Genomic DNA, 23,539 nt, shown 5'->3' on the forward strand with positions numbered 1-23,539 from the left:
GAAAGGAAGCCTATGACCTTTAAACTTCTCAGTCAAGAAGAATTCATCCAGCATACCTCAGCTAGCTCCCAACGCTCTTTTATGCAGACCGTGGAAATGGCAGAGCTACTGAGCAAGAGGGGCTTCAGCACCCAGTATGTCGGCTACACTGACCCACAGGGACAGGTAGTGGTGTCAGCTGTCCTCTACAGCATGCCTATGACTGGTGGCCTTCATATGGAAATCAACTGCGGTCCTGTCTCTACTGACGCTCAATACCTGCCTCCTTTCTATCAAGCTTTGCAAGCCTATGCTAAAAAAGAAGGTGCCCTAGAGCTCATCATCAAGCCCTACGAGACTTATCAGACCTTTGACAGCAATGGCCAGCCCACATCTGATGAAAAGGTCGAGCTTATCCAGCAACTGACTGATTTGGGCTTTGACTTTGACGGCCTGCAGACAGGCTATCCAGGCGGGGAGCCTGATTGGCATTATGTCAAAGACCTAGCTGGTCTGACGGAGAAAGACTTGCTCAAGTCCTTCAGTAAAAACGGCAAGGCGACCGTCAAAAAGGCTAACACCTTTGGTATCAAGCTAACAAGGCTGGAACGTGACCAACTCAGCATTTTTAAAGACATCACAGCTACCACTTCTGACCGACGGGAATATGACGACAAGCCACTAGACTACTATCAAGATTTTTATGATAGCTTTGGACAGCAGGCGGACTTTATGGTAGCCAGCCTTAACTTCAAGGACTATCTTCAGAACTTACAAAAAGACCAAGAGAAACTGGGCCAGAAAATCCAGAAACTACAGGCTGACTTGGAAAACAATCCTCAATCTGAAAAGAAGCAAAACCAGTTGCGAGAGCTTTCCAGTCAGTTTGACAGCTTTGAAACCCGTAAAGCAGAGGCTCAAGATCTGATTGACAAATACGGTGACAAAGACCAAGTTCTGGCTGCCAGCCTATTTATCTACACCCCTCAGGAAGCGACCTATCTCTTCAGCGGCTCTTATCCTGAGTTTAACAAATTCTACGCTCCTGCTCTGCTGCAGGAATACGTTATGACTGAAAGCATCAAGCGAGGCATTCCATTTTATAATTTCCTCGGCATTATGGGAATTTTCGATGGTTCTGATGGAGTTCTGCGCTTCAAGCAGAACTTCAACGGCTTCATCGTCCGAAAAATGGGAACTTTCCGTTATTATCCTAACCCTCTTAAATTTAAAATCATTCAGCTCATAAAGAAAATTTTAAGACGTTAAGATGCGTAAATCTAAAATATACAAAAGGACCGGGAACATGATTCCCAGTCCTTTTGTATATTTTATAAGGCTTTCGCTTCTGTATGAACGATGCTATCCACATGAATCTGATTGTCTTCAAATTTTTTCTTGAGCGATTCTAAATCCACCTTGCCATCAATTTGAACTTCAATGACAACTTTACCATCTTTTCTCGGTATATTAACTGTATTTGAAATGTTCAGGTTTTCTTCCACCAATAAGCGAACAATATGTTCCAAAACACCGACTTCATCTTCAGTAACAAAGCGCGCTCGAACTCCTTCTTCTCCGTAACCAGATACTTCTAAAAAGGCTTTAAAGATATCTCGATCCGTTATCACACCATAAACTTGCTCATTGTCCACGACTGGAAGAATGCCGACTTTATTTTTCAACATCAGGTAAATCGCATCTTCTAGACTGGCATATTGGGATACCGTGATGACCTTTCGAATCATGACATCCTTAATCTTTGTTTTGTTGAGGAGGTAGTTCATCTCATAAATGGATAGACTAGTTGCTTTAGATGGGCTAGCTTCAGCAATTGTCCCTTCTGTCACAAGACCAACCAATTTATCATTTTCAATAACTGGCAATCTGTGCAAACCTTGCTCTCGCATAATATCTGCTGCGTGAGCAACCGTCGTATCAGGACTAATATAAACGACTTTGCGTGTCATAAAATCTTTTACTGCCATAAGAGTCTCTCCTCTATTTTTTCTTTCTTTTATTATACTGTTTTTTTTTCGCAATTTCAAACGCTTTCATCATTTTTCTTACTTTTTCAAAATTAAGAAAAATCCAGCTATTGGCAAAATTGGAAGAACCTCAATGAAAAACTACTGGAGAATTACTCAAGTTTCTAAAAATTATCTGGCTTAAGCTTAAGACTCATTCTATTCAAAATCACATTTTTAAATATAAATAATCTTATAACCAACCTACCTATCCTAATATATAAGGGTATTCTTCAAAACTTTGTGATTTCTCCTGCTTATTCAAATTAAATTAATAAAAAGCAGAATATGAAAGATCTACTGTCATTTCTATCCTAAAAACCAAAATCTTCAACCTGAAACAATCCCCCGGAAATTCTGACGAAAACTTGGTTTTCTTTATCTGCAACTTAAAAAGGTCCAATGGACCTTTTTAACCACCTAGATATGCTTTGCGGACTTCGTCTGAAGCGAGGAGTTCTTGTCCTGTTCCGGAAAGAACAATTTTACCAGTCTCAAGAACGTAGCCACGATTTGCAATCGAAAGTGCTTTATTGGCATTTTGCTCAATAAGGAGAACCGTTGTCCCTTGTTTTTGGATATCTTGAATGATGTCAAAAATTTCTTGAATGAAAATAGGTGCCAATCCCATAGAAGGCTCATCCAAAAGAAGTAGTTTAGGAGTGGACATCAAGGCCCGTCCCATCGCCAACATCTGCTGCTCACCACCCGAAAGGGTTGCAGCATCTTGGTTTTTACGCTCTTCCAAGCGCGGGAAACGAGAAAAGACCTTCTTCAAGTTGGCTTGATTTTCTTCTCGATTTGTTTTGAGGAAAGCTCCCATTTCTAGATTCTCCATAACTGTCAAACCTGGAAAGACATGGCGACCTTCTGGAACCTGAGAAAGACCAGCTGCTACGATTTTCTGAGCAGGGACCTTCTGGATTTCGTTTCCTAAAAATTCAATTTTACCAGCACTTGGTCGAACCAAGCCAGAAATCGTCCGAAGGATCGTTGTTTTACCAGCACCATTAGCACCAATCAATGAAACAACTTCTCCTTCATTGACTTCAAAGCTGACATCACGGACAGCCTGAATCATGCCATAGTGGACTGATAAATTCTCAACTTTTAACATAGTCATCAGGCTTCACCTCCTAGATATGCTTCAATAACTCGTTCGTTGCTCTTGATTTCATCAGGTGTACCATGAGCAATCAAACGACCATATTCCAATACATAGATTCGTTCAGTAACTTCCATAACCAAGCTCATATCATGCTCAATCAACATAATGGTAATGTTGAATTCATTTTTGATACGGCGGATTAGCTCGGTCAATTCTGCTGTTTCTTGTGGGTTCATACCAGCAGCCGGCTCATCCAAAAAGAGAATTTTGGGTTCGGTAGCCAAAGCACGAACAATTTCTAGACGTCTCTGTTGTCCATAAGCTAAGTTTTTGGCCAAAGTCTCAGCTTCCTTATCCAAGTCAAAAATCTTCAGCAAATCCAGAGCCTTATTTTTCAACTCTTCTTCATTTTTATAGAAAGCTGGTAGGCGGAAGAAGGAGGCAAAAGTATGCGGCTTGTGGTGATTCCCAAAAGCAATCAAGACATTGTCTAAAACTGTCAAATCTTTAAAGAGACGAATATTTTGGAAAGTACGTCCAAGTCCGAGCGATGCAATTTTATATGGAGCTTTGCCATTTAGCAAGTGACCATCTAAAGTCACTGTCCCTTCACTTGGCTCGTATACCCCCGTCAATAAATTAAAGAGAGTTGTTTTACCAGCACCGTTTGGCCCGATAAGTCCGACCAATTCTCCCTCATTTAGCTCTAAAGTCACATCTCCAACGGCTGTCAGACCACCAAAATGTTTTGTTAAATTTTTTACATCAAGAAGTGCCATTATTCTTTGACCTCCTTATCTTTTTTGAAAAAGCGTGACAATTGCAGCTCCCAAGTACCTAGAAGTCCACCTGGACGGAAGATCATAACTAAGATAAGAGCGAGTGAATAGATAATCATTCGAATGCTTGAGAACTCTTGCAAGAGCATGTTCAAAATACCGAGTACAATTGCTGCGATAACTGTTCCTGTCATAGATCCTAAACCACCAAATACAACAATGATTAGGACATTGATCGTGTTGGTAAAAGAGTAATCCTTAGGCACAACTGCTCCGATAAAACCAGCCTTCAAAGCACCTGCAATTGATGCTGTTATCGCCCCAAAGACAAAGGCAACGACTTTAGCCTTAGTTGTGTTAACACCTACAGACTCTGCTGCAATCTCATCTTCACGGACAGACAAGGTTTTGCGCCCCAGAGGACTACGCAAAAAGTTCAATGTGAACAAAGTAGTAATAACAACAAAGAAATAGACCATCTGCCAGCTAGTAAAGCCAGGAATACTTAAAATACCAGCAGCACCATTAGTAACTTCTCCACCATTCACAATCAAGATACGAATAATTTCAGATACTCCAAGAGTTGCAATGGCCAAGTAGTCTCCCTTTAGTCGAAGTGTAGGAATCCCAACTCCCAAGGCAACAAGTCCTGCAATGAAAGCCCCTAGTATCATAGCAGCAAAAAAGGCAGGATAGGTTGGAGATTTTGTTCCGATGATTGCAACTGCATAGGCTCCAATAGCCATGAAACCTGCATGGCCTAGAGAAAATTGCCCTGAGAATCCAACAATCAGGTTGAGACCAACCGCTAGAATAATGTTAATACCGATTTCTTCTAAGATTTGCAAATGGAAGGCGTTCAGTATTCCTCCACCAGCTAAAACAGTAATCAAGACAAAGCCTGCAAGAATTAAAGCAAGCCATAGAAGATTTACTTTCAGATTTTGCTTCATACCTTACACCTTCTCTTTCACGTTTTTCCCAAGGATCCCCGCAGGACGAATTAACAAGATGATAATCAAAATACCATATACAATCGCATCACGGAAGTCTGACATACCAAAGGCTGTTGCAAAGGTTTCTAAAAGTCCAATAACAAAACCACCCAAGGCAGCCCCTGGAATAATTCCGATACCACCCAAAACAGCAGCAACAAAGGACTTAATACCTGGAGTCATCCCCATTAAAGGCTCTAATGAGTTATAGTAAAGAGCGATAAGAACACCTGCTGCCCCTGCTAATGCAGATCCCAATGCAAAGGTGAAACTAATGGTCCTGTTGACATTGATTCCCATTAGTTGAGCAGCATCACTATCTACTGAAACTGCCCTCATAGCTTTCCCCATCTTGGTTTTTTGTACAATAAATTGCAAAGCCAACATCAAGAAAATAGAAATCCCTAAAATCATTAACTGAATATTTGAGACTGTAATAGGTCCTAAGTTAAAACGAACAGTTGGAATTACCTGAGGGAATGGTAAGGTACTTGCACCTACAAAATAAACCATGAGATATTCCAAAAGGAAGGAAACCCCAATTGCTGTAATTAAGGCTGCAATACGAGTCGAATTTCGTAATGGGCGATAAGCCAAGAATTCAATGACAACCCCTAAAATAGCTGTTCCAATCATAGCCACAATCAAGGCCAAAAAGAAATTTAATTTCAATGAATTAATGAGGAAATACCCCATAAAAGCACCCATCATATAAATATCGCCATGGGCAAAATTAATGAGCTTAATAATACCATAGACCATGGTGTAACCTAGGGCTAACAGTGCATAGACACTACCTAGAATTAGACCATTGACAAGCTGTTGGAGCATAAGACACCACACTTTCTAATATAATAAAATCGGGCAAGAGACAAACTCAATCCTAGAAATTGAATTCATCACCTTACCCGCAGAAAGGAACTGTATTCTGATTTAAATACAATTCCTTTTCCTTCTTTTGTAAGATTCTAGAAATTCAGTTGAATTGCTTAGTTTGGTTTTACTGTTTCCACAGTATCAACTTTACCATCTTTCAAGCCAATCATCAAGGCTGACTTAACTGGGTTATGATTTTTATCCATTGTGATAGAACCAGTCACCCCTTCGAAGTCTTTCAACTTAGCAAGGTTTTCTTTGATATCAACTGAGTTTTTCGCACCCTTAGAAGCTTCTGCTACCATATAAACAGAGTCATAAGCAAGAGCAGAGAACATTGATGGTTCTTCATTATACTTAGCTTTATATGCTTCCAAGAATTTCTTAGCTTTAGCTGTCATGTCTCCGCTAGTTGAGTAACCAGAAACATAGTAAACATTAGTTGCAGCTGCTGGAGTTGCTTGTGAGATAAACTCTTCACTGTTAAATCCATCTCCACCAACAATTGGTTTGTCAATTCCCATACCACGAGCTTGGTTTACGATTTTACCAGCTTCAGTGTAGTAACCTGGAACAACAAGGGCATCAAAGTCTTTACCTTTGAATTTAGTTAAAGCTGCTTGGAAGTCAGTATCTTTTGAGGCAAATGTTTCAGTTGCAACGATTTCACCCTTGTACTCTTCTTGGAAAGCCTTGGCGATTCCTTTTGCGTAGTCACTTGAGTTATCGTAGTAAAGAACAACTTTTTTAGCTTTCAAATTGTCTGTGACATATTTGCTAAGAATTTTCCCTTGGAAACTATCGATGAAAGTTGTACGGAACAAGTAATCTTGACCTTTTGTCAAATCATCCTGAGTACCACTTGGAGTAATCAAAGGAACAGAAGCTTTAGCAGCATTTGTAATCGCCGCACCAGTACCACCTGAAGTCGCAGGGCCAATGATGGCATTTACTTTAGCCTGGGTCACCAAGTTTGTAGAAACTGTAGAAGCTTCACTCAACTCGGACTTATTATCCTTATCTGTAATTTCAATTTGTTTTCCGTCTACTCCACCAGCTTTATTGATTTCATCAACAGCTAACTTAGCAGCTTTTTGTTCAGCGGTTCCGTATGAAGCAACGTCACCAGTTTCTTCAAAGTTGAAACCAATTTTAAGTGTCTTACCAATCTCAGTTCCTGAAGCAGAACCAGAATTTCCTGTTGTAGAGACTTCTCCACAGGCTGCTAGCAATGCAACACTTGCAAGACTAACCAAGGTTAATGCAAATTTTTTCTTCATCAAAATGTTCTCCTTTATGTGTATTCAAAACTATATAGTAAGAATATACCGAATTATCAGAAAATTGTCAATATAAAAACAAACGCTTTTTAAATGATAACGTTTTCCTCTTGGCGATGTAGACTACCAACGAAGTTTTTGTCCAATTCTTGAATATGACAAGCACGAACTTTTTTTACAAACTTTTCCTGTCCCAGCTTCTTCTGCAAGTCTTCCGCTTGCGTTTTTGGTACATAGAGCTGAAGATACCGGCGTTTTTTAGAATGATAAACTATATCTCCAAAAGCAGCAACTTTTTTTACGTCACGATTATAATAAAGATAAACAATTATTCCAACTCGTTCTTCTTTTTGATACATAAACGATCCTTCCCAAACTAGAACTACTTACTGATTATATCAAAAAAGCCCCTTAGGGGCAATTTGATTTTATATGATTAACTCAAATTATTGTTAGCCATGATCTCATCAATGAATCCATAAGCAAGAGTTTCTTCAGCACTCATCCAATAATCACGTTCTGCATCAGCATGAATTTGCTCAACTGTTTTACCAGAATTATCGGCAAGAATTTGCTCTAAAGTTTTCCGAGTCTTCAGCAAGTGTTCCGCAGCAATAGCCATATCCGTTTGCTGAGTACCACCACCAGTTCCTCCCATTGGCTGGTGAATCATATATTCAGCATTTGGAAGCATGAAACGTTTGCCTTTGGCACCGCTTGATGCGATGATGGTCCCCATGCTCGCTGCCATACCCATAACGATTGTTTGGACATCAGATTTAATAAAGTTCATGGTGTCAACAATCGCTAAACCAGCTGAGACTGAACCACCTGGTGTATTAACATAGAGGTAGATATCCTTGGTACTGTCTTGTGCATCCAAGAAAAGAAGCTGAGCAATGACTGAATTAGCCATATTATCCTCTACCGGACCTGTCAACATGATGATGCGGTCTTTTAATAGACGTGAGTAAATATCATACGAGCGTTCCCCACGGCTTGTTTGTTCAATAACTACAGGAATCATAGTTTTCTCACTTTCTGTTAGTTGGATTTTCTATCAAATAGGAAATAGAATATTCAAAGTATGAATCCATTATAACTCTTTGGTCAATAAAGGTCAAATTTTTGAATCGATTAGGAGTATACTGACCTTGAGAAGCTTATTCTTCAAAACCACTCCACTTTCCTATTTCTTGGATTTTGGACAACCCTTCAGCAAAATCTTATTTAGTTCCGAACAAGCGGTCTCCAGCATCTCCCAATCCTGGTACGATATAACCATGTTCATTTAGATGGTCATCCAAGGCAGCCGTGAAAATATCCACATCTGGGTGTGCTTCCTGCAAGGCTTTTACTCCTTCAGGTGCAGAAACCAAGCATACAAATGTAATGTGACTAGCACCACGTTTTTTAAGAGAATCCACAGCTAAGATCGCAGAACCACCTGTAGCTAGCATTGGATCGACAACGAAAATCTGACGTTGGTCGATATCTTCTGGTAACTTCACTAAGTATTCAACTGGTTTCAACGTCTCTTCATCACGGTACATTCCGATGTGGCCGACCTTCGCTGCTGGAACCAAGCTTAGAAGTCCATCGACCATGCCAATACCAGCCCGCAGGATTGGTACAATAGCTAATTTTTTTCCTGCAATCTGCTTTTGGACTGTTTTTGTAATTGGTGTTTCAATTTCTACATCTTCAAGTGGTAAATCCCGCAAAACCTCATATCCCATGAGCATTGCGATTTCATCAACTAATTCACGAAAAGCCTTGGTAGAGGTATCTGTACGACGCAAGATAGACAATTTATGCTGAATTAGTGGATGAGCGATAACTTCAAGTTTTCCCATGATTGGATTTCCTTCTTTCAATTTATTCTTCTTATTATATCAAAAAAAGATTGAAAAGGCTTGCCATAAGCAAACCTTTTCAGAGTTTTTCTTGGTTCTAAAGCCATTCCCCATATCGCTTGATATACAAGTGTTTAACAAAGGTTACACTAACCATGTAAAGCACAATAATCAGCAGAAGGAAAAGGAAATATGCGCCATTGAGCGGAGCTGTTTTGAGAACAGAAGCAAAGAGGCTATATGGCAAAGAAGTAACAAAGAGAGCAGCAGCCATAGTGGTTACAATAACAGACAAGGCTGGACGGCTTTGCACGAATGGTAATTTAGGTGAGCGAAGCATATAGATGACCATAGTTTGGGTCCACATAGACTCAATAAACCACCCTGTTTGGAAAAGAGTGATAAAGGTTGCCGCTTGCTCAGTACCAGCTTGATAACTACTTCCTGTTATCATAGGAACAATGATAAAGTAAAGGGCCAAGTAAGTCAAAACATCAAAAATGGATGAGATAGGCCCAATCCAAGCCATAAAGCGGGTAATAGAGTTAGCAGACCAAATCCGTGGTTTCTTGAGAAATTCACTATCAACGTTATCGAAAGGCAAAGCTATACAGGACAGATCATAAACCAGATTGAGAACAATCAGGTGAACTGGTGCCATTGGCAAAAAAGGCAAAAAGATGCTGGCAAAGAGGAGAGAAAAGATATTCCCAAAATTGGAACTGACCGTCATCTTAATGTACTTAGTCATGTTGGCATAGACCTTGCGTCCCTCTACCAACCCTTTCTCCAGAACCATGAGGTCCTTATCCAGTAGAATGACATCTGCCGTTTCCTTGGCTATATCGACAGCTGTATCAACAGAAATCCCAACATCGGCTACTTTCATAGAAGGTGCATCATTGATGCCATCGCCCATGTAGCCAACCTTGTGTCCATTGGCCTTGAGTTGAAGGATAATCCGTGCTTTTTGGTCAGGAGAGAGCTTGGCAAAGACCGTTGTATTCTCTACCGCTTTGCTCAATTCCTCATCTGATAAAGCATCTACCTCTACGCCTAGCAAGATATTTTCTACATCAAGGCCAACTTTTTCACAGACTGCCTGAGTAACCTTTTCATTATCACCGGTCAAAATCTTAGTGGCAACACCGTACTCTGCCAAGGTTTCAATAGCGGGAGCCGCAGATGACTTGGGTGGATCCAGAAAGGCCAAGTAGCCCGTCAAGATCATATCAGACTCATCCTTGACCTCATAGTCGTAATCTTCTTCTAGGTCTGACTTGTAGCTAACACCAAGAACGCGTAGCCCTTGCTCATTGAGTTGAGCCACTTCCGCAAGGATTTCCTGACGAATTTCCTCAGTCAGTTCCGTAATGCGATTCTTGTATTCCACATAACTAGAGATCGCCAGCATTTCCTCCAAGGCACCCTTGGTTACCATGCTGATGACATCTTCATCATCTTTGACGATGACGCTCATGCGACGACGCTCGAAATCAAAAGGCAGTTCATCAATTTTTTTAAAGGTTTGGTCTAAATCACGAACAAGCTCATGCTTTTCGGCTTCTTTCTCTGTTCGGTTGATAATGGCCCGATCCATAAGGTTTTTGAGTCCTGTTTGATAGTAGGAATTTAGAAAGGCGCGACGGAGCACTGCCAAGTCTAAATCACCGTGAATGTCCAGTGGATATTCCAAGACAATCTCGTCTTGGGTCAGTGTACCCGTCTTATCCGTACAGAGGATATCAATAGCTCCTAGATCTTGAATAGCATTCAATTTTTTGATCACAACCTTTTCCTGAGCCATGATAATAGAACCTTTAGCCAGGCTGGCTGTGATAATCATAGGTAGCATTTCTGGAGTCAAGCCAACCCCAACGCTGAGGGCAAAGACTCCTGCTTCCAACCAGTCTCCATCTGTCAGTCCATTGATGAAGAAAACAACAGGTACCATAACGAGCATCAGACGAATCAAGAGCCAAGAAATGCTATTCATATCACGCTCAAAAGAAGTCGGCTCATCGTAGGTGTTAAGCGTCTGCTCAATGGCCCCCATCATGGTATCGTCACCAACCACCAGTACCAGAGCTGTTGCTCTACCGGAAATAACGTTGGTTCCCATAAAGGCCAGTGACTCTGTTTCTAAAAGGCTATCAAGATTTTGCCCATCCGACTTAGACAAACATATCTTTTCTACTGCATCGCTCTCCCCTGTTAGGCCAGACTGCTGAACAAAGAAATCACGTGATTCTAGCAGCAAAACATCTGCTGGAATCATGTCTCCGGCACTAAGTTTGACGATGTCTCCTACAACAATCTCATCAATGGGAAGTTCTTGTTCTACTCCTTCTCTGATGACTGTAGCTGTGTTGACAATCAACCGAGACAGATTGCTAGCAGCGCGGTCACTACGCAATTCCTGAATAAAACGAATGCCTCCAGAAATCAAGACCAGAACGACAATGATTATGGAAGTTGTCGGATCTTCCTCTCCGGGCTTAGCCAGCCAGACATTGGTCACTAAGGACACCAGAGCAATTACTAGTAATATAACCGTAAAGGGGTTGATAATAGATTCGTAAATTTTCTTTAGAATAGAGTCTTCCTGACCCTTTGTGATGATATTTTCCCCATAGAGGTCACGATTTTCTTCGACCTGCTCTTCTGTCAGACCACGAAAGGCACTTTTGTAGAATGCCAGGGTTTCTTGTACAGGAAGCTGCAAAGCTGCAACTAATCTTTCTTTTACTGTTTTCATTGGTTTCTCCTTAATGTATGATTGATAAATTTCATACACAGGGACCAATCACTTTATAAGGACCGAACGATACAAATCAGCGATTGGCTGTGTATGTGCGGTTCCGGATGATCGTCAATTTGCATCGCATGTCTCCTTTCTTTTTCTTAAGAGGCAGGTAAACAACTATTTGCCTACTTGAAATATTTTCAACAAAAAAGAATACCCTGCCAATTTCTCGGCAGGGTTGTTTGCATGTCAGGTCTTTCACTTTATTTTACAACAGATAAAGTAAACATCTACCGTTCAAGCTTTAACTCCATAAGGCGATGAAATGAGCTTAGTCTTGACCTTGGCGATCAGGACTGTTGACCAACGAGTAGTGTCTCCACTGCTTTGCGGTAGTCATCCGTATCCTTATGGTAGCCTCACCTACCGATTTTCCATTATTACTATACTCCTCTTTGGAAGGATTGTCAATAAATAAATCACTAATTTAAAAATATTTTCAAACCTGTGCTAAGACCGACTACTTAGGCAAAACAGCTCCAATACGTTTACAAATTTCTACAACCATATCCTTTGGTGTAGCCACATTCAGTCGAGCATGGTACTTGCCTTCTTGACCAAAGTCGCTTCCTCGATTCAGGACTACCTTTGCCTCTTCTCGCAACAACTGGAAGAGTTGGTCATCAGTCAGGTCATAATCTGAAAAGTCCAGCCAAATTAGATAGGTTCCTTGGGACTTCATAACCTTCAGGCGTGGGGCTTCTTTGGCAAAATAATCAACCACAAAATCGATATTCTCCTCTAAGACTGTCTTAAGTTCTGTCAACCAGGATTTCCCATAACGATAAGCAGCTTCAGTCGCTACAAAACCAAGTCCTGAAATTTCATGCTGGTTGTTAGCCAGCTGACGCTTTTTAAACTGATGGCGCAGGCTGGGATTCTCAATCACAGCATAGGAATTTTTAGTTCCAGCAATATTAAAGGTCTTAGTTGCACTGGATAAAATCAGGCTAAAGTCCTTAAAGTCAGGAGAAACAGTATTGAAAGACTGATGTTCATGGCCAAACAGCGTCAAGTCTTGGTGGATTTCATCTGAGACCAGGAGGACGCCGTACTTTTGGCAGAGACGTCCAATTATTTCTAACACTTCCCGTTCCCAAACTCGCCCTCCAGGATTATGAGGATTGCAGAGAACATAAATCTTGACTTCATTGTCTACAATATCTCGCTCTAGCTGCTCAAAGTCAATCTGAAAGAGGCCGTCTTGCTCTACCAAAGAATTGGTAATCAGCTGGCGATTATTGAGCTTAACAGAGCGAGCAAAAGGAGGGTAAACCGGAGTGTTGATTAGAACGGCATCGCCTTTCTTGGTAAAAGCTTGGATAGCCGTCGAAATAGCAGGAACTACTCCTTCGATAAATACCAAGGCTTCCCTATCAAAAGTATAGTCATGCTCATCCCGCTCCCAATCCAGCACGGCATTGATTAGCTCTTCACTGGCATAGGTATAGCCATAGACTAAGTGATCTGCGTAGTCATGAACCGCCTGCTGGATTTCAGGCAGAACTTCAAAATCCATGTCCGCGATCCAGGCAGGAAGAACATCCCTATCCTCTTCAGCTTCTTTCCATTTATAAGTATGATGGCCAAAACGATTAGGAGCTGTTTTAAAATTATATTTTCCCATACTAGTCCTCCAAGGCAGCTCGTAAATCAGCCACTAAATCTCGGCTGTCCTCAATCCCAATTGACAGGCGTAGCAAATCATCTGTCAATCCATAGGAATGACGTACTTCAGCTGGAATGTCAGCATGAGTTTGAGTTGTCGGGTAGGTAATCAAACTCTCCACTCCGCCCAAACTTTCTGCAAAAGTGAAGACTTTAAGACTGTTTAGGAGATGAGGGATCTTTTCTTCATCTACAATCTTAAAGGAGATCATACCACCCTTCCCTGGATAGAGAACCTCTTTTACTGCAGGAGATTGCTTCAGAAAAGCAACCACTTCCTGGGCATTCTGAGTAGATCGCTCCATGCGGAGAGCCAGGGTCTTAAGACCTCGTAAAAGTAAATAACTGTCAAATGGTGAAAGAACCGCTCCAGTTGTGTTCAGATTATAGAAAAGTCTATCATAGATATCCGTGTCATTAGTCATAACGGCTCCAGCCAAGACATCATTATGCCCGCCTAGATACTTGGTCGCAGAGTGCAGGACAATATCAGCACCGTCTTCCAGCGGTCTTTGGTAAATGGGACTGTAAAAAGTATTGTCTACTATTACCCTTGCACCTCTCTCATGAGCCACTTGGGAAATACGTGCAATATCAAACTCTACCATAAGAGGATTGGTTGGTGTCTCGATATAGACAATGTCTATATCTTCTGTCAACTTGTTCAGAAGCTCTTCTTCCGTATTGGCATAGGTAAAGGCAAAGCGGCCTTCTGCTTCAGCTTGGGCAAACCAGCGGAAAGAGCCACCATAGAGATCTCGAACAGCCAAAACTTTACTTCCGACTGGAAAAGCACTAAAGGCCAGCACAATAGCCGACATACCAGAACTAGTTGCTAGAGCATAATCAGCACTTTCGATAGCAGCCAGAGTCTCCTCAAGGCTAACACGTGTTGGATTCTTGGTCCGAGTGTAGTCATAACCAGTTGATTGACCAAACTCAGGGTGCTGGTAGGTCGTTGAAAAATGCAGGGGTGTTGTTAAGGCACCAGTTGTTGCATCCGTTTTGACCCCAGCTTGGGCCAGTATGGTATTCAAGTTTAATGCTTGACTCATTTCTTATTCCTCACAATCTCGTAAATCTTATTCTATTGTAACATCTTGCGAAAGTTCTGCGCTTTGTTCTTTTCAAGAGCTAGATATAGTCTGAAACTATATAAAAACCCCGACCTTCAAATAGCCGGGGCAAATACTTATGAATTAACATTTAAGAAATATGGAATTTCCTTCTCAAACTGCTTGCTTTTGCCTCTCCTACGAAGCGATCAAGCAAACGAACGCGCAAGGCTAGGCCACCATAAACTGCAATACCAACTCCACCAATTAGAACTAAATAAACCATACTTGAGACACGTCCAGCTGGATGGAAAAAGAAACCGAGTAGCAAATCAGCTATTGCAATGACAAATATCATTAAGAGCGTTAAAATACAAGTCAGCAAACTTCGTTTGACCAAGTTTTGAGGGTTGAGTCCTGTGATATCACGAATTTCACGGTACATAAAGACGATTGGAACAATCAGACCAATTGTCGTTGAGAGCAGAGGCCCGTAAGCCCTGAACAGCCAAATCAGAGGAATTTGTAAGATAAACTTTACCACAACACCGTATAAGAAATAAACAATGGCCTTACGGTTTTGGAAGAGGGCTTGGATCATGGGAGCTAGCACTGTATAAAAGCTCAAAATAATTGTCTGTATAAGGGCAAATACAAAAAGTCCCAAAGCAAGTTTATCTGGCTGACCATAAAAGACCGTATAAAGAGGCCGAGCTACCAAAACAGCACCAATTGTTGCAGGTAAGATAAACAAGAGCAACATGGTTAGGTTGTCCTGAATCAAACGAGCAGCAGCCTTAAAATCTCCCTTGACATAATTCTCTGTCAGAAGCGGAATCCCAACCCCACCAATAGAAGTCGCTACAGCAATCAAAATCATAGTTATTTTATTGGGATTAGCCGAGAAGTAACTAAACATGACTAAGAGCTGGGTATTAGTGTAATCCGTAAACCAACTCATTACATGGATGAAGGTCATCTGGTCAATAATTTGGAAGAGCTGGATAGCCGATCCAGTGATAATAAAAGGAATGGCTTCACGAATTGTATCCCAAAGCAAAGCTCTGGTATCAATACTGCTTCCGCTTGGTGATTTTTTGAAGATTGCTTGGAGCATATTTTCCTTAGAAAGGAAATAAGCCAAAACTCCTACACTGGCAATCATCCCAATAAAAGCTGCAAATGTTGACTGGGTGACAGCAGAAACATAATTTTTTGATCCGAAATTCATGATAAAGAAGGTCGCAAGAAGCATCCAAATAATTCGAATCAACTGCTCTGCCACTTGACTGATTGCATAAGGTTTTAAATTGTTAAAGCCTTGGAAAAATCCTCGGATAACACTCATAGAAGGGAAAATCAGCACCGCCCATGAGAGACTTTGCATGATTGGAATCAAATCTTTCCCCCCGCCGGATAAACTAGCAAAGAGAGGAGATAGAAGATACATGATTACTCCAAAAACAGCACCAAGCAACAACATGAACTTGAGGAATTCTCTAATTAAAGTAAAACTGTGTTCCCTTTGATCAATCGTATTGTATTTAGCAACCTGCTTAGCTACAGCCACCGGAATTCCAGCTGTTGAAATCAGCAAAAACCAAGCATAAATATTGTAGCCCATAGTGAAAAGACCATTAGCCTCCGCACCATGCTTGCCCATCCAAATATACCAAGGAATAATATAAATAGCCCCCAAAAGACGGCTAATAAAGTTTCCAGCAGTCAGCCAGGCAGTTCCTCGCAGCATCTGCTGCTGCTGACTTGTCGTTTCTTGACTCATACGATCAAACCTCATCTTATCATTTAATAGCTTTTATCTTATTATAAACTTTTCCTTTCCTCTTGTAAAACCCAGCCATTAAGTTTACAATAAGATTATGATAAAAATTGAAACAATAATAGATATTTTAAAAAAAGATCATAATTTTCGTGAAATCATCAAAGACGGCCACTACTTCTTTCATGACGGTGGACTGACTTTTGACAAAATTAGCTATGATAGCCGTAATGTGACAGATTCGACCCTCTTCTTTGTTAAAGGCGAAAACTTCAAAAAAGAATTCCTAGAAGGTGCTGTAGAGTCTGGTCTGAAATTTTATATCAGTGAGAGCGATCTTGAAGTAGGAATCCCTGTACTTGTTGTTAATGATATCAAGCAGGCTATGAGCTTGATTGCCATGGAGTTTTATGGTAATCCGCAAGATAAACTTGAAATTTTAGCCTTTACAGGGACCAAGGGAAAAACAACGTCTGCTTACTTTGCCTACCAAATCCTGTCTCAAAGTCACCGGCCAGCCCTCCTCTCCACCATGAATACCACATTGGATGGCAAGAACTTCTTCAAGTCCAGCCTAACAACGCCAGAGAGCCTAGATTTATTTGAAATGATGGCCCAGGCTGTAGCTAATGACCGCACCCATCTTATCATGGAAGTATCTAGCCAAGCCTATCTCAAAAAACGTGTCTATGGTTTAACCTTTGATGCTAGTGTTTTCCTCAATATCAGTCCCGATCATATCGGGCCAATTGAACATCCCACTTTTGAAGACTACTTCTACAATAAACGTCTTTTGATGGAAAATAGCAGAGCAGTTATTGTTAACAGTGGCATGGATCATTTCCAAATCGTGAAAGAGCAAGTCTCTTCAATAGAACATGATTTCTATGGAGAAAATTCTAGCAACACCATCATAGATTCTCAAGCCTTTAGCTTTGAAGCAAGTGGCAAGCTAGCTGGAAAATACGACATTCAGCTTATCGGGCGTTTCAATCAAGAAAATGCTCTGGCGGCTGGTCTAGCTTGTCTACGACTGGGGGCTAGTCTCGAAGACATCAAAAAAGGAATTGCTGTAACCCGAGTACCGGGTCGCATGGAAGTACTGACCCAAAAAAATGGTGCTAAAGTTTTTGTTGATTACGCTCATAATGGAGACAGTTTAACCAAACTGCTCAGTGTAGTCCAGGAACATCAAAAGAACCAGACTATTCTTGTTCTGGGAGCAACTGGAAACAAGGGAGAAAGTAGGCGAAAGGATTTTGGACTCTTACTCAACCAACATCCAGAGATTCAAGTCATACTAACTGCTGACGACCCTAATCGCGAAGACCCTGTAGCCATTGCCAAAGAAATCGCTAGTTATATCTCCCACGACGTAACCATTATCGCTGATCGTGCAGAAGCTATAAAGATAGCAATGAGTCTTACTAGGCAAGAAGGAGATGCTGTTATTTTAGCTGGTAAAGGAGCCGATGCTTACCAGATTGTCCATGATCAAAAAGTAGCCTATCCAGGTGACTATCAAATCGCAGAAAAATATCTATAAAAATAAAAAGAGAGTTGACAGTCAACTCTCTTTTTGACTACATTTATTTATTCAAGCTATTTTCAATCCCTTCAACTTTGCCTTCAACAGCAATTTTTAGCATCTCCAATGACTTCTTTTACTTTGGAGATTGTCTTTTCTACAAGACCTTTCGTTTCTGTTTTGCTGTCTCCTGTCTGCTTTCCTTGTTTTTCCTTTTAAACTGAAAAATCTCTCATTTTTAAAGTTCAAACGTTCTGATTCTTTTAAAACATCAGTTCAAACGAAAACTTAATTTTTCCTTGTCAAAGCTGGTCTCTAGCTCGTATTTGCCAGTTTCGTTTTGCCGAATATAGCCCAAGATTACGAGGCTATCGACAAAAATGTCCCGCCGCTTCTGCATGAGCTCATCCTTGCGGACATATTTGAGAAGAAAGGTCGTCATATACTTAAGTGCATACTCTGGATTGACATCGCCCAAGACAGCATAGAGAGGCTTTTGTGCATCAGACAGGGGATATTGGCGCTGCATCTTATAAAAATAATTTGCCAAGGTCAGCTCATCCCGCTGAAAATCTGTCTCTTCCAGCAAGACAGCCGCATTAGTCTGATTGGAAAGCTGGGTCTCAAAGCGTAGCTCCAACAGTTCCTGATAGAGGGGACTATCATCACGTATAAAGACTTCCTGGTCCAATTGCAAATCCTCCAAACTTTCCAAAAGAGGCAGTGATAAGTAATATCGCTTATTCTCCCGCTTGATGTAGCCAGCTTTGATATAGTCCTCGATTGAGCGATCAATATTGGCTACACCCACAAATTCTCGCTTTATCTCCCGCAAAATAACCTCTTCACGTTGATCTAAATAATCAATTAGCTCCTGAAAAAAAGGCTGGCGTGTCAAACGGCTAGGATTGATGATTTTAATCATGGAGTTCTCCTTTATAGATGAGTTTGCTTGACTGAGCCAACTGGCTAGGATTCGTCCCGGGCTGATTTAAAGGCACATCTAAGTCCAATTCTCGATAATACTCCTGCCAAAAATCAGAAATTAGATTTTCCTCATCACCAAACTGCATGGGAATCGTATCAAAAATTGGCAAAATCTCTGCAATATACTCCGAACAGTAAAAACCATCAGACTGAGAATAAAAGCCGAAATTGTAAGGTTTTCCTAAGTGTAATTTGGCCTTTTTAAAGACAGCATCTGCATCAATAGCTGGATAGCGATACACGTCATAAACATCCTCATCCTGTAAAAAATCAAACAAATCTTGATTGACAACACCATTCTCATGGGTTGCATGATAAATCTCACCATTAAAATAGATGGCCACGTGGCTATATGAACCAGTTGCTGCTCGGATTGCAGCAGCAATTTCTGAAGATCCGACTGTAAAAATCAAATCTCCGTCTTGTAAATCTTGAATCTTCATTTCTCTCGCCTATCAAAAAAGGAGCCGAGACCCCTTTTTAAGTATGAGGGGAATAGCCCTCATCTAGTAACTTATTTCCTCAAATGAGCTCTTTAAGCATTAAAACTTTCTGTCAGTTGAGGCACCACTTGCTTTTTACGAGAAACAGCGCCTGCAAGGAAAGCATGGTTGTTTTCAAGAACAAAGTTGAAGGCTGCTTCAACCTTATCCATGTTGCTTCCGATAGCCAAAATTTCTGAGTTTGAGTTGATGATGTCTGTAATCATCAAGACGAAGTCAGAGTAGCCATTGTCAGCAATTGCTTTTTCAATAGCCGCTTCGATTTCTGCTTGACGCTCCAAAACTTCAGCAATATCAACTGTGTTGACCTGTGCCACACGGACATTGTTTCCGTTGAGCTCAAATGTTTTCGCATCGATGTCGATCAATTCTTCTGCAGACTTGCTAGCCAAGTTTGTACCTGCCTTAAGCATAGCCAAACCATACTCTTCCAAGTTGACACCAGCCAGCTCAGCCAATTCTGGTGCAATGACCTTATCAGTTGGATGAGTTGTTGGCGACTTGAGCAAGAGAGTATCAGAAATCAAACCAGACAGCATCAATCCTGCAATTTCTTTTGGAACTGCTACGCCATGTTCTTTGAACATACGATAAACAATAGATGAAGCAGAACCAACTGGCTCCAAACGCATGTAAAGTGGACTAGCTGTTTCAAAGTTAGCAACACGGTGGTGGTCCACCACGCCATAAACTTCAACTTCAGCGATATCAGCCACAGACTGTTGGAATTCATTGTGGTCTGTCAGAATAACCTGCTCAGCACCCTCTGCCTTAGCAGATGTAATCACGCGCGGTGCAGCTACACCAAAGTAATCTAAAACAAAGGCAGTTTCTTCATTAGGCTCTCCCAATGCAACAGCTTCTGTATCCAAGCCATAAGCTTCACGAGCCAAGTAAGCAAAAGCGTAAGATGAACCGATAGCATCTGAGTCAGGATTTTGGTGACCGAAAACTAAAATTTTAGACATGATAAACCTCTTTTTTATATAAACTTTATTGCATTTATTTTACCACAATTACAATCATTTCACAAAAACAGAAGAAGATTTTTTGAAAAAAGGACTGGTCAACTCACCAGTCCTTTTATTGATACTCAAAACAGATCAGCTATTATGCACCCGATTCATATACTCTGTATAGGACTCTGTCTGCATGAGTTCCTTGGCATTCTTGACCCGATCAGCTGTTGGAGGCTTAACCCCTTCCAGCTTGTAAGGGATGCCCAGCTCCCGCCATTTGAATTCACCCATGGTATGGTAAGGTAGAATTTCAAACTTATCAACATTCTTCAGCGTCTTTACAAATTTACCTAGCTCAATCAAGTCATCATCTCGGTCAGTTAATCCTGGCACCAAGACGTGACGGATCCAGACTGGCTTTCCAATGTCAGACAAGTACTTGGCACAAGCCAAGATATTCTTGTTGGTCTGGCTGGTCACAATTTTGTGCTGTTCTTCATTAATCTCCTTGATATCTAGCAAGACTAAATCCGTCACTGCCATAAGCTTGTCAAATTTTTTCAGGTAGCGAGGCGTATTTCTAAAAGGTAGGGCACAGGTATCCAATGTACAGTGAATGCCCAGCTCCTTAGCCTTGGTAAAGAAGGCAATCAAAAAATCAATCTGCAACAAGGCTTCTCCACCACTGACGGTGATACCGCCTTTATTGCCCCAGAAGCCCTTATAACGGAGGGCTTCTTGCAAGACATCATCCACCGTCCGCAGCTGAGATTTGTTGGTCTCCATCTCCCATGTGTCTGGATTATGGCAATACTGGCAGCGCATATGGCAGCCCTGCAAAAAGACAATAAAACGGATACCCGGTCCATCAACAGCACCGAAACTCTCGGTAGAGTGAACCATGCCAGTTACCTTTCCATAATCAACAGTTTCTTCATTTTTCTCTTCAACCATAACACAACCTCTTCACTCTGAAAACGTTTTATAACTATTTTTATTATAACACGATTAATGATAAAAATGACTCCATTTGTCTATTTTTTAGAAAACAAACTGTTTTTCAGTTTCATTTTCATTGTCTTACAACAGATAAGTCTCTACTTTTATTCTCATCTCTGACACAAGAAACTAATCTTTTCAAGTTCTAGGCTAAAATTTTCTATTATAAAAATCAAACCACCTTCTCTCCCTCTTTATTCCAAGAAAAAAGAGGGTTACCCCTCTTTATGTTTTCTTCTTAACTATGTTTTTTCTTCCAAACCAAACCAAGAAGCATAAGCGTTGCAAGTCCTACTACAAAGATAAATTTGCTGTCTGACGAACCTGTATTTGGAAGTTCTTTCTTGCTGTCCTTGCTTGATGGAGTTTTTGATTTAGGATTTTTCGGTGGTTGGTAACTGTTGGTAAAGCTATCTTTTCCTCCCTCATAAGAAACTGTTGAAAGAAGATTGCCATTCTCATTCGTTACAGTAATCGTTACTTTAATTTCGCTATTGTCATAAGTAATGCCTTGTGCATCACCCTTCACTTCGCGAATTGTATACGTGTATGTTCCAGTTTTAGTAAAGGCCAGAGTCTTGAAATCTACACTTCCATCTGCCTTATTTTTAACTGTTTCAACTACCTTACCTTTGGCATCTCTTAGTTCAAATGAGAACTCGCCATCTTTCAAGTCACGACCTGTTAAGAATTTCTTAACTTTTAATTGAGCTGTTGTTGAACCTGGGACATAGGTATTGGTAAACTGTTTTTTGTTATCGTCATAGCTAACTTTTGCCACCAACTTGCCTTGATTATCGGCTTTTACTTTAATTTTAGCAGTTATTACAGATGAGTCATATACGACCCCACTGATATTGCCAGATTTTTCTCTGATTGTGTAAGTATAAGTTCCAGCTTTTGTAAAAGTTAAAGGTGAGAATTTAATGGAGCCATCAGCCGCATTATTAACAGTCTCAATTTCAGCTCCATTCTTATCATACAAGGTGAAGAAGAACTCGCCGCCATTTAGATCACGACCAATCATGACTTTTTGAGCCATCAGCTGAGCAGATGCAGAAGATTGTTTTCTATCAACAATTGTTTTTGAAGCTATTTTAAGAGTGCTATCAAAGTCGTCCGGACTTACTTTAACATCGTCCGCCAACTCATATCCAGCAGGGGCTTCTGTCTCTCTAATTGTATAGTCATCTTTCAAGAGATTGCTGACTTCTGCAATACCTTGGTCGTTTGTCACTACTTGAGCAACTACTTGACCAGAACGATCACGAATAATATCAAATTTAGCACCTGGCAAAGCTGAACCATCATCTGATACTTTTTTAATTTGAATTTTATAAGTGTAGCCTTCTGCCTCGCCATGACCTAGGTAATATGTATAAGTTGAATTGCGGCTGTCTTCAACTCCGTTTGTCGTTGTCAAAGTAGCTGCATTTAAAAAGTTTTCGCCATCTGAAGGTGCATATGGCAGTTGAACCGAGTAATTAATCCGAATTCCTTCATTAGCCGAAAGATCTGGTAATTGAACAGAAAAATTATCATCAGTAAAGTTCACAGTAGTTTGGCCTGTAATGTCTACAGCGTTATCTAAAACCCAATCGCCATCGCGGAAGGCCCAAACTCCCTTATAAACTCGGAAAGTATCTTGTTTATAAGTAGCACCTGGAATTTTTAAAACGTCTGCTATTTTTACACCAGACATAGCTTTTCCGCTTCTGTTGACTGAAATCGAATAGCGTCCAATTGTTGGCTCAGCTTCATCCTGCCAACCAACTTTGTTTAAGTCTTCTTTTTTAGCTTGACCAATTCCAGTAAAGTTAATCTTACCTGCTGGGAAAAGTTTCCCTCCAACTGTGATATCAATTGGTACTTCTTTTGCTTTCTTAATCACATTATGATCCGCACGGACATAAAAATAAAAGGTTCCTTTTACATCCGAATGTGTTTCAACATAAGGTTCATATGTAATCGTTACTACTTTTGTTTGCTGATCTACAACTGCCTTGGCAACAACATTTCCATCTTGGTCTTTTATGTCAAAGCTACCAGTACTTGCTAAAGTAACAACATCCGGCAGTTGAACATCCGTTGTGTCTCCTGCCTTTATTTCATTATTGTGTAATTTAAACTCCACATTAATACGAAATTCTTGCCACTGATCAACATCAGAAGAAGTGAGCTCGTTTCCTTTGCTATCTGTCAGATACATCCGAGTAATGACATCTCCATGTTCTGTAGCAAAGACCTTATTTCCTTGAGTAACAAATAAACTGAATAGTAGAGTTAGGGGAAGAAAAATCATCATCAAGATTTTTTTATTCATTTTATCATCTCCTTTTCCAAAAAAAAAATAC

Annotated in this window: 20 protein-coding genes, 1 pseudogene and 1 riboswitch; of the genes and pseudogenes, 2 read left to right on the forward strand and 19 right to left on the reverse strand. The window is 40.7% G+C overall.

What is annotated here, in order from left to right:
* The first annotated feature begins 12 nt into the window (after nucleotides 1-12).
* Nucleotides 13-1,248 (forward strand): aminoacyltransferase, encoded by a 1,236-nt coding sequence (locus PCY06_RS03660; protein ID WP_060970183.1) that lies wholly within the window; start codon nucleotides 13-15, stop codon nucleotides 1,246-1,248.
* A 62-nt stretch (nucleotides 1,249-1,310) separates the two neighbouring features.
* On the opposite strand, the gene PCY06_RS03665 is transcribed toward PCY06_RS03660, so the two are convergent.
* From PCY06_RS03665 to PCY06_RS03725, 13 genes are all read right to left on the reverse strand, one after another.
* Complete coding sequence (locus PCY06_RS03665; RefSeq protein WP_060970182.1) at nucleotides 1,311-1,967, reverse strand: CBS domain-containing protein; 657 nt, start codon at nucleotides 1,965-1,967, stop codon at nucleotides 1,311-1,313.
* 451 nt (nucleotides 1,968-2,418) lie between these two features.
* Nucleotides 2,419-3,129: an ABC transporter ATP-binding protein gene (locus PCY06_RS03670; RefSeq protein ID WP_008809553.1), complete on the reverse strand. Its 711-nt coding sequence runs from the start codon at nucleotides 3,127-3,129 to the stop codon at nucleotides 2,419-2,421.
* Nucleotides 3,129-3,893, reverse strand: a complete 765-nt coding sequence (locus PCY06_RS03675) for an ABC transporter ATP-binding protein (protein ID WP_012130688.1) — start codon at nucleotides 3,891-3,893, stop codon at nucleotides 3,129-3,131. The genes PCY06_RS03670 and PCY06_RS03675 overlap by 1 nt, the downstream gene beginning before the upstream one ends.
* Nucleotides 3,893-4,846: a branched-chain amino acid ABC transporter permease gene (locus tag PCY06_RS03680; RefSeq protein ID WP_046165252.1), complete on the reverse strand. Its 954-nt coding sequence runs from the start codon at nucleotides 4,844-4,846 to the stop codon at nucleotides 3,893-3,895. The genes PCY06_RS03675 and PCY06_RS03680 overlap by 1 nt, the downstream gene beginning before the upstream one ends.
* Before the next feature lie 3 nt (nucleotides 4,847-4,849).
* Complete coding sequence (locus tag PCY06_RS03685; protein ID WP_008809556.1) at nucleotides 4,850-5,719, reverse strand: branched-chain amino acid ABC transporter permease; 870 nt, start codon at nucleotides 5,717-5,719, stop codon at nucleotides 4,850-4,852.
* Between the two features lie 158 nt (nucleotides 5,720-5,877).
* Nucleotides 5,878-7,044 carry an ABC transporter substrate-binding protein gene (locus PCY06_RS03690; protein WP_045635067.1) on the reverse strand — a complete coding sequence of 389 codons (1,167 nt, stop codon included), beginning with the start codon at nucleotides 7,042-7,044 and terminating at the stop codon, nucleotides 5,878-5,880.
* An 89-nt stretch (nucleotides 7,045-7,133) separates the two neighbouring features.
* Nucleotides 7,134-7,403 carry a YlbG family protein gene (locus tag PCY06_RS03695; protein WP_048777535.1) on the reverse strand — a complete coding sequence of 90 codons (270 nt, stop codon included), beginning with the start codon at nucleotides 7,401-7,403 and terminating at the stop codon, nucleotides 7,134-7,136.
* A gap of 77 nt (nucleotides 7,404-7,480) precedes the next feature.
* A complete protein-coding gene (locus PCY06_RS03700; protein ID WP_256262209.1) occupies nucleotides 7,481-8,098 on the reverse strand; it encodes an ATP-dependent Clp protease proteolytic subunit in 618 nt (205 codons plus the stop codon).
* Between the two features lie 172 nt (nucleotides 8,099-8,270).
* Complete coding sequence (gene upp, locus PCY06_RS03705; protein WP_008809560.1) at nucleotides 8,271-8,900, reverse strand: uracil phosphoribosyltransferase; 630 nt, start codon at nucleotides 8,898-8,900, stop codon at nucleotides 8,271-8,273.
* 97 nt (nucleotides 8,901-8,997) lie between these two features.
* The gene (gene mgtA / locus PCY06_RS03710; protein WP_082307446.1) at nucleotides 8,998-11,658 is read right to left on the reverse strand and encodes a magnesium-translocating P-type ATPase; all 2,661 of its coding nucleotides are present in this window, start codon (nucleotides 11,656-11,658) and stop codon (nucleotides 8,998-9,000) included.
* Between the two features lie 269 nt (nucleotides 11,659-11,927).
* Nucleotides 11,928-12,084: riboswitch (M-box (ykoK) riboswitch) on the reverse strand.
* Nucleotides 12,085-12,166: 82 nt separating this feature from the next.
* The gene (locus PCY06_RS03715) at nucleotides 12,167-13,333 is read right to left on the reverse strand and encodes a MalY/PatB family protein (RefSeq protein ID WP_082307445.1); all 1,167 of its coding nucleotides are present in this window, start codon (nucleotides 13,331-13,333) and stop codon (nucleotides 12,167-12,169) included.
* Nucleotide 13,334: 1 nt separating this feature from the next.
* A complete protein-coding gene (locus PCY06_RS03720) occupies nucleotides 13,335-14,429 on the reverse strand; it encodes a cystathionine gamma-synthase (protein ID WP_082307444.1) in 1,095 nt (364 codons plus the stop codon).
* 151 nt (nucleotides 14,430-14,580) lie between these two features.
* The gene (locus tag PCY06_RS03725; RefSeq protein WP_082307443.1) at nucleotides 14,581-16,212 is read right to left on the reverse strand and encodes a polysaccharide biosynthesis protein; all 1,632 of its coding nucleotides are present in this window, start codon (nucleotides 16,210-16,212) and stop codon (nucleotides 14,581-14,583) included.
* A 97-nt stretch (nucleotides 16,213-16,309) separates the two neighbouring features.
* Here PCY06_RS03725 and PCY06_RS03730 point away from each other — a divergent pair, with 97 nt between their 5' ends.
* Nucleotides 16,310-17,755 carry a UDP-N-acetylmuramoyl-L-alanyl-D-glutamate--L-lysine ligase gene (locus PCY06_RS03730; RefSeq protein WP_082307442.1) on the forward strand — a complete coding sequence of 482 codons (1,446 nt, stop codon included), beginning with the start codon at nucleotides 16,310-16,312 and terminating at the stop codon, nucleotides 17,753-17,755.
* Nucleotides 17,756-17,798: 43 nt separating this feature from the next.
* On the opposite strand, the pseudogene PCY06_RS03735 reads toward PCY06_RS03730, so the two are convergent.
* The 6 genes and pseudogenes from PCY06_RS03735 to PCY06_RS03760 form a co-directional block, all read right to left on the reverse strand.
* Nucleotides 17,799-17,952, reverse strand: a pseudogene (locus tag PCY06_RS03735) (CsbD family protein); the annotation flags it as partial.
* Nucleotides 17,953-18,008: 56 nt separating this feature from the next.
* Nucleotides 18,009-18,662: a DUF1803 domain-containing protein gene (locus tag PCY06_RS03740; protein WP_061595999.1), complete on the reverse strand. Its 654-nt coding sequence runs from the start codon at nucleotides 18,660-18,662 to the stop codon at nucleotides 18,009-18,011.
* Entirely contained in the window at nucleotides 18,655-19,167 is a 513-nt protein-coding gene (locus PCY06_RS03745) for a YiiX/YebB-like N1pC/P60 family cysteine hydrolase (protein WP_061596000.1), read from the reverse strand. The genes PCY06_RS03740 and PCY06_RS03745 overlap by 8 nt, the downstream gene beginning before the upstream one ends.
* 92 nt (nucleotides 19,168-19,259) lie before the next feature.
* Nucleotides 19,260-20,195, reverse strand: a complete 936-nt coding sequence (locus PCY06_RS03750) for a manganese-dependent inorganic pyrophosphatase (RefSeq protein ID WP_002899779.1) — start codon at nucleotides 20,193-20,195, stop codon at nucleotides 19,260-19,262.
* Nucleotides 20,196-20,330: 135 nt separating this feature from the next.
* Entirely contained in the window at nucleotides 20,331-21,140 is an 810-nt protein-coding gene (gene pflA, locus PCY06_RS03755; protein ID WP_061596001.1) for a pyruvate formate-lyase-activating protein, read from the reverse strand.
* 283 nt (nucleotides 21,141-21,423) lie between these two features.
* Nucleotides 21,424-23,508, reverse strand: coding sequence for an FctA domain-containing protein (locus PCY06_RS03760; protein ID WP_061596002.1), 2,085 nt, complete (start codon nucleotides 23,506-23,508; stop codon nucleotides 21,424-21,426).
* Between the last annotated feature and the right edge of the window lie 31 nt (nucleotides 23,509-23,539).

Origin of the sequence: Streptococcus sp. SG1 (genome assembly GCF_030439935.1) — a bacterium.
Taxonomy (GTDB): Bacteria; Bacillota; Bacilli; order Lactobacillales; family Streptococcaceae; genus Streptococcus; species Streptococcus gordonii.